A 13,036-nucleotide genomic window follows, 5' to 3' on the forward strand; every position below is an offset into this window, starting at 1 on the left:
GCGGTGCGTCGCCGCGAACCGCGGGGGCGGGGGCGGCCGGGGCCAGCGGCGCCTGCGCGCTGGCGGGAACGGCCAGGGCCGTCAGCGACAGCGCGGCGATCGCAAGGCCGGAGATCATGGCTTTCATTGCTCTATCCTGTGTTATCGCCCTTGGATGGGCGCAGAACCGAAATCGCGCCGAATTGCGGCCCGAACCGGACACAGGATGTCGCAGTGTATCGGTGCGGCGCCGAACCGGTGTCGAAACGTATCATTCCGCCGATCCTGCGGCTTTCGACATGATTCGCCCGCGACGGATCGCGCGCGCTGGGGCAGATGGGCGGGATGAAGGACGATCCGCACATCGCCGTCGTGGAAGACGATCGCGAGATCGCCGCTTTGGTCGCGGCGATGCTCGGCGCGAACGGCTTTCGCGTCTCGGTCGCGCATGACGGCGCCGCGCTGCGCATCCTGCTCGGGCGGCACGGCGATGTCGCGCTCGTGGTGCTCGACCTCAATCTTCCCGGCGAGGACGGGCTGGACGTGTGCCGCTGGCTGCGCCGCACCGGCAGCATCCCGATCGTCATGCTCACCGCGCGCGGCGATCCGATCGACCGGGTGATCGGGCTGGAGATCGGCGCGGACGATTATCTGGCCAAGCCGTTCGAGCCGCGCGAGCTGCTGGCGCGGATCCGCAGCGTGCTGCGGCGCACCGCGGCGATCCCGCTCGCCGAGCCGGCGCCGTCCGCCGACTTCGCCGAGACCCGCTTCGGCGGCTGGCGGCTCGATCATGGCCGGCGCCACCTGATCGCGGCGGACGGCACCGTCGTGCCGCTGTCGGGCAGCGAATACCGGCTGCTCGTCACGCTCGTCGCGCATCGCGGCGAGGTGCTGCCGCGCGAAGTGCTCCACCGGCTGACGGGCGGCGCCGACGACGTCGCGCTCGACCGGTCGATCGATCTGCGGATCAGCCGGCTGCGCGCGAAGCTCGGCGACGAGCTCGACGGATCGCCGATCATCAAGACGGTGCGCGGGCGCGGCTATGTCTTCAGCGAAGCCGTCGAGCGATGCTGAACGGGGCCGGGCGCTTTGCCGATTCGATGGCGGGGCGCATCTTCGCCGTGCTGATCCTCGGAATCATCGCGGCGGCGGCGGTGGCGTCGCTGCTGGCGGGTCGGGAGCGCGACGCGCAGATCGCCGCGGAGCGCGCCGACCGCGTGGCGGACCGCGTGGTGGCCGCGATCGGCGCGGATCCGCCACCGCCCGGAACGCGGCGCCTGGAACGCGTCCCGCCTGGCGTTCCCGACAGCGCGCTCGCCGGCCGTCTGGCCGATCGCCTGCCGGGATGGTCCGGCGTGGCCGTGGCGCACGTCGATCCGGCGCTGTGCCCACCCGCGCCGCCACCCGCACCCCCGCCCCCTGCCGCGCCGGGCGGTGCGCCGCCGCCCGTACCCGCGCCGGCGCCGTCCGGTGCGGGATGCTATGTCGTTCGGCTGGCTGGCCGTGCCGGAGCGCCGGTCCTGCTGGCGATCGATGCGCCACCGGCCGGCCCACGCGGCGCGCCCGTCGCCAGCCGGTCGTTCCTCGTCACGCTCGGGGTCGTGGTTCTGCTGCTCGCGCTGATCGTCGCGCGCATGGCGGCGCGGCCGATCGAGCGGTTCGGCGCGGCCGCGCAGGATCTCGCCGTCGATCTCGACGCCGATCCGCTGGTCGAGAGCGGCCCCGGCGACGTGCGCCGGGCGATCGGGGCGTTCAACGACATGCAGGTCCAGCTTCGCCGCACGCTCGACGAGCGCACCTATATGCTGGCGGCGATCTCGCACGATCTGCGCAGCCCGCTGACGCGGATGCGGCTGCGGCTCGAGGCGATCGCGGATGAGGCGGTGCGCGACAAGCTGATCGCCGATGCGCGGGCGATGGAGGCGTTGATCGCGGAGGGGCTGGAACTGGCGCGCCTCTCGAACGATCACGGCGTCGCGTTCGTGCCGGTCGACATCGGCGCGCTGGCCGCGAGCCTGTGCGAGGATGCGCAGGATGTCGGGCATCCGGTGACCTTCGATCCGCCCGCGCACCGGCTGGTGGCGCCGACCCAGCCCGAGGCGCTTCGCCGCATCCTCGCCAACCTGATCGACAATGCGCTGCTCCATGGCGGCGGCGCCGAGGTCCGGCTGGAGAGCGACGGCACGGCGCTGCGGCTCCATGTGGCGGACCGCGGGCCGGGCATCGCCGCCGCCGACCTGGAACGCGTTTTCGATCCGTTCCGCCGGCTCGACGCCGCGCGGCCGAGCGGGCGCGGCAGCGGGCTGGGGCTCACGATCGCGCGGCTGCTCGCCCACCGCATCGGCGCCGCGATCGGCCTCGCCGACCGGCCGGGCGGCGGATTGACGGCGACGGTGACGATCCCGCTTCGCCGCGCCTGATCGACGCCGCGGCAATCCCAGGCGTCAGGCGGAGGCTCTGCGCCAATCGACGGCGACGACGCGGCGTCCCTGCGGCGCGCGTTCGAGCTGGACCACCACGTCGACCAGCCGATCGATATAGGCGCGCAGTTCGCTCGTATCGATCCGCGCGCCGCCCTGCAGCGCCAGCATGCCGAGCTGATCCAGCGCCCGCTTGGGACTGTCGGCATGGATCGTGGTCAACGATCCGGGATGGCCCGTATTCACCGCGCGCAGGAAGGTGAGCGCCTCGGGCCCGCGAATCTCGCCGAGCACGATCCGATCGGGGCGCAGGCGGAGCGCGGCGCGCAGCAGATCGTCGGCATCGACATGGCTTTCGCCGAGCGCGCCGCGGGTCGCGATCAGCCCGACGGCGTTCGGCTGCGCCAACAGCAGTTCGGCACTGTCCTCGATCGCGACGATCCGCTCGTGCATGGGCACCTCGCGCAGCAGCGCGTTGACGAGCGTGGTCTTGCCCGAAGCGGTGCCGCCCGACACGATGATCGTCTTGCGGCGCGCGACGGCGGCGGCGAGGAAGCCGATATGGTCGCCCGCGGCGTGCAGCCGGTCGAGCCCCGCATCGGAATCTTCCGCCGCCCGCGCGCCGACCCCGTCGAACATCGCCGTGGCGCCGAGGTCGGCGAGCGTGAAGGCGGCGGTCACCTGGCGGCGAAAGGCCATGGCGAACCCCGTGCGCGTCGCGGGCGGTGCGACGACCTGCACCCGCGTGCCGCATGGCAGTGTCGCGGAGAGCAGCGGCTCGGCGCGGCTGATCCCCTGATCGGCGGCGCACGCCATCTGCTGCGACAAATGCCACAGCCAGTCGTCGGTGAGTGCGGGTACGGCGTGCCGGTCGATCCGGCCCACGCCGCGCTCGACCCAGATCTCGCCCGCGCCATTGACGTAGAGATCGGTGGTGTCGGGCCAAGCGAGATAGGGGCGGAGTGGCGCGAGGAAGGTCGCGAGATAATCGTCGACGGCGCGAAGGGCGGTCATCGGACCGACGGCGTGCCGGAGAAATCGAGATCGCGCGCGACGAAGACCGAGATCGCGGCGCCGGGGCGCACCGAGACGGTCGGCGCTTCGTCCGCGCCGGGGATGATCGTGGGGCCGACCGTGCTGGAGAGCTGGGGCGAGTTGGTGACGATCACCGAACCGTCGCCCCGACGCGCGGCGAGGTTGACGCCCACCTGCAACGCCGATTGCAGCGTCGCGTTGAGGAAGCGGGCGAGGAAATGCGTATCCACCTTGCCCGGCATGCCCGTGCCGCCCAGCGCGTCGGCCGCGGGCGAATCGATGCGGATCGCGACGCCGTCGGGGCGGATCAGCCGCGTCCAGGTCGCCAGCACGCGGCGCCGGCCCGAGGCGGGATCGGCGCGATATTCGCCGATCAGGCGGCTGCCGCGCGGGATCAGCACGCGGCTGCCGTCGAAGCCGCGCACGTCGCGGGCGACGATCGCGCGAATCGGGCCGGGGCGCAGCGAATTGACCGGCGTTTCGAGTGTCGCGGCCAGCACCTCGCCCTGCGCGACGATCATCGCTCGGTTGCGGATCAGGCTCGCGCGCGCGCCGCCGTCTCCCGCGATCCGGTCATTGCCCGCGCCGCCGTCGGCAGGACGCCCGGCATCATAGACCAGGGCCGATCCGCCCGTGCCGATGATCGTCGCGGTGCCGGCGCCCGGCGCCACCGGTGCGCCGGGCATGGGCGTCGTCGGAAAGGCGGCATGGGTGGGCGCGCCTTCGGTTCCGCGCGGGGCGCCGCCCATCGCCGCGGCGCGATCGGAAAATGGCGCGAGGCCCGGCATCGCAGTCGGCGCATAGGCCATCGGGCGGGCAAAGGCCGCGTCGTCCTGCGGCGCCGCGCCGTGTCGGAACGGACCGTCCGCCGGGACCGACGCGTCGATGGCGGCGAGGCCGAGCGCGCGGCCGGGGTCGCGATCGAGCGAATGCGGCAGCGGCGGCGTGCGGGCCGCGGCATAGCGTTGGTCGTCCAGCGTCGCGAGGCGCAGGCGCGGCTGCGCGTTGAGCCCGAGCAGCACGACGGTGCCGAGCGTTCCCGCCATCGCCGCCATCACCCATGTGGGCATGCCGCTGCGGGGCAGCATGACCTGCGGCCGGCAATCCTCTTCGGCGAAGGGCGCATCCATGGCGTCGGGCGTGGCGGGCGCGGCGTTCATCGCCGCACCCGATCGGCACGCGGGGCGATCCGCTGCGCGCCCGCGGTCGCATGGCCGCGGCGGAAGACGTAGCGGCGCCACACCCGGTCGACGATCAGCACGTCGCCGGCATGGCGGGTGGTGACCAGCGTCTCGTTCCCGTGCTCGTCCACCGCGTAGATCGCGGGCAGGCTGGCGGCATCGGCGAAGACGAACTGGGTGCGGACGCCATTGTCGTCCATCGAGACCGGGCGGATCTCACGCGCGCCGGACAGGCGATAGCGGCCGACGGCATCCTCCTGCACCGCCGCGGCCGGCACGTTTGGGGATGGTGCGCCCGGCAGCGGCCCCGGCCCTGCCGGGAGCGAACCCGCATAATCGAAGCGGAGCTGGAAGGCGGCCTGCGGATCGCCGTCGAAGGTCGATTGCAGCAGGAAACTGTAATGGCGTTGATCGGTGACGACTTCGACATTGGTCGAAACGCCGGTGGCGAGCGGCTTGATGAAGAGATGGTCGCCGCTCTTGCTCGGCGTGACTTCCCACGCGGCGGCATTGCCGACCGCCAGGCTTTCGATCCGTTCGTCGTCGCCCAGGATGACCGTCGCGACATAGCCGGGCGCGACGCGCAGCGTGAAGACCGCGCCGGGGACATAATGCAGCACCTGCAGCCGCGGGTCGTTCTGCGCGCCGGCGGGCGTCGCGGCGAAGGCGATCGCAGCGGCGGCGAGCGCGGCCGGAGGGTGCGCGATCCTCATTGCGACACGGCCATCGGCGGCACCGCCATCGGCACGACCGGCTGGTCGCGCGGCGGCGCGGGCGGGGGCGCTTCCGCATCCACCTTGTACGAGCCGACCGCGAAGCCGAGCGGATTCTCCAGCCGGTCCTCCACCTTCATCGGCTGGCCCGAAAAGGTGAAGGCGATCGTCGCCACATAGGGGCGGATATCGGTGTTGCGGCCGTCATAGCCGACATGCGCGACGTCGAAACGGACCTGCGCGGTGCTGGGCGACAGCATCGTCACGCTGCGGATCGTCGTCGCCAGCGCGATCTCGCGGCGCACCGATGCGAGCTGGGCCGATGGCGGATGCTGGTTCATCGCCTCGATATAGCCCGACCGCGCCGGACCGGCGGACCAGAGCGCCACCTTGCGATAGGCGGCGCGAATGCCGACCGGATCATAGCTTTCGCGCGCGACCACATATTGCGCCAGCAGCGCGCGCTGCAGCGCCTCGTTCGCGGTGAGCGCTTTGGGCTGCGACAGATCCACGCGCTCGACATAGCCGGTGGTGCGATCGACCATCACCGCGACCGGCACGACCTGCTTCAGCGGCAGCAGCATCGCCAGCGACACCGCCTCCAGCGCGGCGATCGAACAAGCGAGGCCCGCGATCGTCCAGGCGATCCGGCGCGAGCGCGCCGACGCGGCGTCGCGATCGTCGGCCCAGCTGCGGGCGACATCGAAATAGGTGCTGCTCTGTTCGTTCATGATGGCAGATCCAGGCGCTTTCCGGGAACGGCCCGGCGACCGGCGGCGGATCGGCGCGCGCTGTCGATGAACTGGGTTCCGCGCCGGATTTCGACCGCTGCGCCCATCGGTGCGGGCAGCGCGGGTGCCGGCGTGGCGCGGGCGCGGGCGGGCCCGTCGCCGGGGACGAGTATGCGGGCCTGGGCGGCGCGCGCGATCGCCTGCGCGCGCGACGGGGCGAGCGGCACCGGCGCCGGGGCGGCGCGCGGAGCGGACGCGACCGCGAACGCGGGCGCAGGCGATCGCGCGTCGGCATCGGCGGCGGCGGGGCCGTGCGGCCGGATCATGCGCTCCACGCGGGCGGGAAGGTCGAGCCCCCCGGCCATGCGCTGCACCGCGACGATCAGCGCGACGTCGACCAAGGCGAAGATCCAGACGATGGCGCCCAATCCCGGCACGTCCGCGGTGCCGGCGCGCGCCGCCGCGACGACCGGGCCGGCGAGCGCCTGCAATTCCAGCGACAGCGACAGCGGGATGACGAGGCAGGCGAGCGCCGCGCCGACCAGCGCGCGCAGCCAGCCGACGAACAGCCCCTGCGCGGTCTCGAACAGCCACGCCGCCATGGCGAGCGGCCCGATCGCGAGCAGCAGGCCGAGCACGAACCGCGCCGCGATCCACGAGCCCGCACCGGTGACCGCAAGAATGCCGGCGGCGGCGTGGCGCCCCGATCCGGGCAGGCCGTCGCTGACCGTGACGGGCATTTCCGATCCGCCTGCCGCAGGCGGCCTGGCGGCGGTGTTGGCGGGCGCCGTCGCCGCGGCGGGCCGTGCGGGCGGGACGGTGTCGATCGCGTCATAGGCGTTCTGCAACCGGTCGACGAGCGATCCCGTCTCGATGCCCGCTGCGGGAAACATCACGTCGGCGAGTTCCGCCGGGCCCTGCATCGCGACGCGGTAGACGAGCCGGTCATAGGCGGGCCAGCTTGTCGCGAGCGCGATGACGAGACCGAAGCGGATCAGCAGCGCAACGGCGTCGGCAGGCAGCAGCGATCCGCCGCCGGCGAGCAGGCGATAGCCCTCGCGCGCGACCGCGATGGTCAGCAGGCCGGTGAGCGTCGCGGCGAAGAGGCCGCTGGTGGCAAGGCCGTGCCAACCGTCGCCGCTGAGCGCGGCGGTGCGGCAATCCGCCATGCCGATCAGGCTGCGGATCAGCGCATCGGGATCGACCGTGCCGCACGCGCCGCTCATGCCGCCGCATCCAGCAGGCGCGGCACCCAGGCGAGCGGATCGTCGCCCACCTCGGCACGGATCGCGTCGAGCCGGCGCACCGTGCTCTCGCGGCCCGACAGGATGGTCAGCAGGTCGCGCTCGCCCGAAAGGTCGAGCTGCGCGACGACGCTGTCGCGGCCATGTTTGACGAGGAACGCGCGCGAGCTGTCGGGCAGCATGCGGACGAGATCGAATTCGTGCCGGGTGAGGCCGAAGCCGTCGCAATAATGTTCGGGTCGGGCGCGGGGATTGGGCATGAAGATCTGGGTCGCGGCCTGCTCGACGATCGCCGAGGCGATGCGGCTGTCCAGCGCATCCTCCGCGCTCTGCGTCGCGAAGCCGACGATGCCGTTGCGCTTGCGGATCGTCTTTTCCCAATCGCGGATGCGCGCGACGAACACGTCGTCGTCCAGCGCCTTCCACCCTTCGTCGACGACGATGATCGTCGGCGATCCGTCGAGCCGCTCCTCGACGCGGTGGAACAGGTACATCATCGCCGGCGTGCGGGTGCGCGGATCGTCGAGCAGCCGCGTCATGTCGAACCCGATCACGCGCTGGTCGATGCTCAACGCGTCGCGACCATTGTCGAAGAGCCAGGCATGTTCGCCAGACCCGATCCATGGCGCGAGGCGCGCGCCGAGATCGCCGGCATGCGGGCGCGTGCCGCCGCGCAGCAATTGCGCGAAGACGCCGAGCCGGCGCAAATGGAAAGGCGCCTCCATGTTGATCGCGACCGCGCGCTCGATCAGCGCCTGGTCTTCGGGCGACAGAGGGCGGCCATCGTCGACGAGACGCCCGACCCAATCGACGAGGAAGCGGCGGTTCTCGCTGGTATCGGGCAGCAGCAGCGGGTTGAGCCCCGACGGGCGGCCCGGCCGAAGCACGTCATAGGTGCCGCCCAGCGCGCGCAGGAACGGTTCGGCACCGCGATCCTTGTCGAAGAACACGACGCGGGGGCTCAGCCGCTGCGCCTGGGCGAGCAGGAAGTTCAGCACCACCGTCTTGCCCGAGCCGGAGGGCCCGATGACGGTGAAATTGCCGAGATCGCCCTGATGGAAGTTGAAATGATAGGGCCCCGCCGCAGTCGTCTCCAGCAGCGCGATCGCCGGGCCCCAGTGGTTGCCCGTCGCCTGGCCGACGGGAAAGCTGTGCCAACTGGCGAGGCTGGCGAAATTGCGCGTCGAGATCAGCGCGCGGCGCGCGATGAACGCGTCGTTGCCGGGGAATTGTGCCCAGAAGGCGGGCTCCAGCCCGATATCCTCGCGCACCGCGACCATCGCGAGATCGGTGAGCGTCGCCTGAACGTCCGCCACCGCGGCGTCGACGGCCGCCGGGGTGTCGCCGTGAACGGCGATGGTCAGATGATGTTCGCCGAAACCCGCGCGGCCCGAGGCGACCGCGTCGCGCGCCTCGACCAGTTCGTCGCGCAGGCCCAGGGCGGCATCGTCGGCGGCGAGCATCCGGCGCAGCGTCAGGTTGAGCCGCGACAAGGCGGCGGCGCGCTCGACAAAGGCGAAGCTTTGCGTGATCGTCATCTCGATCGGCAGCCGGTAAAGCGAATCGAGCATGCCGGGCGTCGTCAGGCCCGGATAGTCCTTCACCGAGACGATCGCGGAGAAGCGCCGACCGCTGTCGCCGGTCGCGGCGAGTTCGAGCGTCTGCGCGCCGAAGCTGACGCGGCGCGCGGGCAGATAGTCGCCGACGTCGCCGTCGGGCAGGCGGACGCGGCGCTGCTCGCCATTGTAGAGCGCGGCGAGATATTCGAGCGGCTCCGATGCCGGCCCCTGCGCGGTGTCGTAGGTGTCGAGCGTGGCCGGACGATAGGCGGCGAGCGACGACACCAGCGTCTCGCGTGCGGCGTCGAGCGCGCGGATCTCGGCGACGCGGGCGGCGGCGCGCTCGTTGGGGCCGGCGACGCGGCTGCCGATCCAGCGGCCGATGCCGCGCGCGCGCGCCTCCGGGCGACGCAGGATGGCGAGATAGAGGCTGTTCGCGAACAGCGCGCGGGCCTCGCGCCGGTCGTTCCAGATCGCCTCCACGGTGTTCGAAAAGGCATCGGGAAACACGCCCGGCAGCATCGGGCGCACGCGGCGGCGCAGCACATGGTGGTAGATCGCGAAGCGCGAGGAGCCGATCGCCTGGAGCATCGCATCGCGCAATTCCTTGCGGTAATCGATCTCTTCGCTGTCGGCGGTCTCGAACAGGAAGCCGTCGAGCCGCAGCACCTGCATCAGCCGGCCATCGCGCAGCAGGATCGTGTGGCGATCGAGCTGCGCCGCATAGGGCAGCATCGATCCCGCCGATTTCTCGGCCGCGATCGCGGTGCGCCCCGGCGCTACGGGCGATAGGAGTTGCATTGCCAGAATCTGTGGTTCTTGACCCGAGGGCAGCGGCGCAGGCGCACCATCCACAGATCGATCAGGCGCGGTTCGCGCAGGCAGCCGAGCCAGCCGATCGCATGGACGATGATACCGGCGACCAGCACCAGCGGCGTGCGGAAGATCAGGAACAGCTCCAGCATCAGGATGACGTTGCCGATCACGAAGCCGAACGGCACGCCCGCCAGCATCGTCGGACGCGTCATCGCGACGAACAGGGGATCGCTGTTCAGGCCGTTCACGGGCGGCGTACCTTAAAAGCCGGTCTGGGCGGCGGACTGGATGCCGGCGACGATGCTCGCCGCGCCGAACAGGATGAAGCAGCCGACGATCACCGCGGCGCCGTGGCGCCAGTTCATCCGGCCCGTCAGCATCATCATGCCGACGAACGCCACCGCGATCACCGCCACGGCGGTCGCGACGGTGCCGAGCAGCGTGCCCTGCAACCACTGGACCGCGCCGACGATCGCACCCGATCCGGCAGGATCGCCCGTCATCTGGGCCTGGGCGGGGGCGGCGGAGGCGGCGAGAGCGGCGAAGGCGCTGCCGATCCCGAGCCACCGGCGGTGGCGCGTGCCTTCGGGAACAAGAGGATAGGGCATAGGGGTGATGATCCTCGGACGGGCGCAACCGCCAGACGGCTGCGCACCCATGATGCTAAGCTGCGATGCTTAAATGGCCGTTAAGCCGACTGATCCCGATCAAGGTAGCGGCGCGGTGACGGTGAAGCTCGAATTGGCGTGTGCGTCCGCGCTGTCGTCGTTCTGCATGATCCACAGCCCGTAATCCTTGTGCCGGATGAAATAGCCCGGCCAGGACAGGGACTCGAGCGACACCGCCGACAGGCTCGTCGCCCCGTTCAGCGACGGACGCACGCAGAAGGTGGCGTCGCGCCGATTGGCGGCGACGCCGTCATCCTTCATGAGACGGAGCTGGAAATTGGCGTGACGCAAGAAGAAGCCGGGATAGTTCTTCGACTCAAATGACACGCAGGTCGTGTCGGCGAGCCCCGGCCGGACGATGAACGACGCGTCGAGCTTTTCGCCCGCAGAACTGGCGCTGCCGATCTGCGCGATATAGCCGATGAAATTGGCATGGCGCACGAGATAGCCGGGTTGGCTCATCGCCCCCATGCTGGCCGCCGCCTGCGGCACCAGCCCGGCAGCGCTCGTGCGGAAGGTCGAATCGGCCGCCGCGCTCGCGGTGCCGTCATATTTGATCAGCCACGTCTCGAAATTCTTGTGCCGGATGAAATAGCCGGGCCAATCGAGCGATTCGAACGACAATGTCGCGGGATCGGCACTGCCGTTCAGCGCGCCGCGCGGACAGAATGTCGATCCGCGCTGCGACGCAGCGCTCGTATCGCCCAGCTTCAGCTTAACGCGAAAATCTTCGTGCTGCAGGAAATAGCCCGGGTAATTGACCGCTTCGAACGAGAGGCAGGTGGCGTCGCCACGCCCCGCGCGCACGATGAACGATGCGTCGAAGCGGCTGAGCGCATCGCTCCTGCTGGTGATCGGCGCGATCATGCCCAGGAAATTCTGATGGCGGATGAGATAGCCCGGCCACGTCGCCGGTTCGAACGCGATCGACGCGCCCAGGCTCGGGGCCTGCTTGGCGGGGACGATCTGCCCTCCCTGGGTGGGCGTCGTGCCGCTACCCGGAGCCGCCGCGCCGATCGCCACGATCGTCGCGGCCGACGGCACGCCGGCGGTGTTGACCACCGACAGCTCGTAATAGCCCGGCGGAGCGAGGTTCGGCGATGCCGGCACCGTCACGCCGATGCCGTTCGCGATCGGCGTGAAGGCGAGCTTCATGCGCCGCTGGTTGGAATTGAAACCGTGCGTCACCGCCGCGGTGGCGATCAGCGACACCTCGCGGATCGTGCCCGCGCCGCCCGTCTGCAACTGGATCACGTCGCCGTAATTCGCCGTGTTCTTCGACAGGCTGATGATCTGCGGGCGGGCGGCGAGCACCGAGCCATTGCCCTGTCTGGCGAACAGATAGGCCGGATAATAGATATCGGCGTTGAGGTTCGTGACCGGACCCGGGATGCCGCCGCCTCCGACCAGCACCGCGCCGTCGAGCAGGAGCATCGCCGACGAATGATAGCTGCGATAATTGGCGCTCGCCGCGCCGACCGTCCAGCTGCCGGTGCCGGGATCCCAGGTCTCGGCCGAATAGACGCCGGCCGCCTGGCGATCGCCCTGCCCGGTGCCGCCCGTCACGACGACGCGGCCATCGGGCAGCACGGTGGACGTGGCCCATTGGCGCGCCGCGTTCATCGGCTGCCCCTCCGTCACCTTCACCGTGCCGCTGGCGATCTGGGTGATGTCGAACAGCGTGGCGCTCGCGCTCGAGAGCGAATCATAGCCATTGTAATAGCCGCCGCCGCCGACCTGCAGGATCTTGCCCGTATCGTACATCACCGCGGTCGAGGTCGGGCCGGAATTGATCCGCGAGGTCATGCCCGGCGGCGTCTTGAAGTCGCCGATGGTGCGGATCGCGCCGTTGCCGTCCAGCCGCATTTCCCAGATCTTGTCGGTGGAGATGCCGAACAGCGTGCCCGCCGGCGACACCCATTGGCGCGGATACCACCAGCGCGCGTTCTTCGCGCCGAACGCGTCGGTGCTGTACGCGCCGATCAGGCTGCGCCATCCCTGGCCCGGCGTATAGACTTCGGGCGTCGAGGAGACGTCGTTGGCCGCGTCGGCGCGGTTGGGATCGGCGCTGGTATAGGGAGCGCCGCCGCCGGTGATGATCGCGCGGCCATCGGGCAATTTGGTCATCGTCGCGTACCAGCGCTGCGCGGTCAGGTCGTAGTCGCGCGCCGGCGTCGAGGTCTTCCAGTCGACCACCATGCTCTCGCGGCTGGAATAGCCGCTGGTGCTCGAAGCGCCGCCCGACGTGAGCAGCCGGCCATCGGACAACAGGGTGGCCGAGGAGCAGAAGCTGTCGACATTCTGGGCATTGGGCACGATCTGGAACGCGCCAGCGGCAAGGCCCTTGTGCGGATCCCAGAATACGAGCGTGCGGCCGTCCTGCACGGTGCCGCCCTGCGGCGCGCCGAGCGTGAGGATCCGGCCGTCGGGCAGCATCGCCGCATGGATCGCGACGATCGGCCATGCCGCGGTCTGCGACCACATGCCCGCTTGTGCCGCATTGGCGGGGATGGCCAGATTGGCGAGCAGCGGATCGGCAGTCGCGTCGGCGACGATCGGGTAGATCGCGGCGGGAGTCTGCGCCTGTTGCGCCTGCGCGGCCAGCGGCGTCAGCGCCGTCGCCGCGACGATGGCGGCGCGCCGCGTCAGGGAGCACAGCGACGAACGGGGGAAGGGAGCCATGGCGTAGG

Annotated in this window: 11 protein-coding genes; 2 read left to right on the plus strand and 9 right to left on the minus strand. The window is 70.8% G+C overall.

Annotation, left to right across the window (positions count from 1 at the left end; all coding sequences use genetic code 11):
- Positions 1–324: 324 nt before the first annotated feature.
- Together L8H00_RS03915 and L8H00_RS03920 are read left to right on the plus strand one after the other, a co-directional pair.
- A complete protein-coding gene (locus L8H00_RS03915) occupies positions 325–1,053 on the plus strand; it encodes a response regulator transcription factor (protein WP_242095938.1) in 729 nt (242 codons plus the stop codon).
- Positions 1,047–2,399, plus strand: coding sequence for an ATP-binding protein (locus L8H00_RS03920; protein WP_242095939.1), 1,353 nt, complete (start codon positions 1,047–1,049; stop codon positions 2,397–2,399). Before L8H00_RS03915 ends, L8H00_RS03920 begins: the two co-directional genes overlap by 7 nt.
- A 24-nt stretch (positions 2,400–2,423) precedes the next feature.
- Here L8H00_RS03920 and virB11 read toward each other — a convergent pair whose 3' ends face one another.
- The 9 genes from virB11 to L8H00_RS03965 all read right to left on the minus strand — a co-directional run bounded on the left by virB11 (position 2,424) and on the right by L8H00_RS03965 (position 13,028).
- Positions 2,424–3,413 (minus strand): P-type DNA transfer ATPase VirB11, encoded by a 990-nt coding sequence (gene virB11 / locus L8H00_RS03925; protein WP_242095940.1) that lies wholly within the window; start codon positions 3,411–3,413, stop codon positions 2,424–2,426.
- A complete protein-coding gene (locus tag L8H00_RS03930) occupies positions 3,410–4,594 on the minus strand; it encodes a TrbI/VirB10 family protein (protein WP_242095941.1) in 1,185 nt (394 codons plus the stop codon). Before L8H00_RS03930 ends, virB11 begins: the two co-directional genes overlap by 4 nt.
- Positions 4,591–5,328, minus strand: a complete 738-nt coding sequence (locus L8H00_RS03935; RefSeq protein WP_242095942.1) for a TrbG/VirB9 family P-type conjugative transfer protein — start codon at positions 5,326–5,328, stop codon at positions 4,591–4,593. The genes L8H00_RS03930 and L8H00_RS03935 overlap by 4 nt, the downstream gene beginning before the upstream one ends.
- Positions 5,325–6,059: a VirB8/TrbF family protein gene (locus tag L8H00_RS03940; RefSeq protein ID WP_242095943.1), complete on the minus strand. Its 735-nt coding sequence runs from the start codon at positions 6,057–6,059 to the stop codon at positions 5,325–5,327. Before L8H00_RS03940 ends, L8H00_RS03935 begins: the two co-directional genes overlap by 4 nt.
- Positions 6,056–7,285, minus strand: coding sequence for a type IV secretion system protein (locus L8H00_RS03945; RefSeq protein WP_242095944.1), 1,230 nt, complete (start codon positions 7,283–7,285; stop codon positions 6,056–6,058). Before L8H00_RS03945 ends, L8H00_RS03940 begins: the two co-directional genes overlap by 4 nt.
- Positions 7,282–9,663, minus strand: a complete 2,382-nt coding sequence (locus L8H00_RS03950; protein ID WP_242095945.1) for a VirB4 family type IV secretion system protein — start codon at positions 9,661–9,663, stop codon at positions 7,282–7,284. The genes L8H00_RS03945 and L8H00_RS03950 overlap by 4 nt, the downstream gene beginning before the upstream one ends.
- On the minus strand, positions 9,642–9,926 hold the full coding sequence (locus tag L8H00_RS03955) for a VirB3 family type IV secretion system protein (RefSeq protein WP_242095946.1): 285 nt from the start codon (positions 9,924–9,926) through the stop codon (positions 9,642–9,644). The genes L8H00_RS03950 and L8H00_RS03955 overlap by 22 nt, the downstream gene beginning before the upstream one ends.
- 12 nt (positions 9,927–9,938) lie before the next feature.
- Entirely contained in the window at positions 9,939–10,286 is a 348-nt protein-coding gene (locus L8H00_RS03960) for a TrbC/VirB2 family protein (RefSeq protein WP_242095947.1), read from the minus strand.
- A gap of 99 nt (positions 10,287–10,385) precedes the next feature.
- Entirely contained in the window at positions 10,386–13,028 is a 2,643-nt protein-coding gene (locus L8H00_RS03965; RefSeq protein ID WP_242095948.1) for an AbfB domain-containing protein, read from the minus strand.
- Positions 13,029–13,036: the final 8 nt, after the last annotated feature.

The sequence above is a fragment of the Sphingomonas sp. CROZ-RG-20F-R02-07 genome, from assembly GCF_022662335.1.
Lineage (GTDB): Bacteria > Pseudomonadota > Alphaproteobacteria > Sphingomonadales > Sphingomonadaceae > Sphingomonas.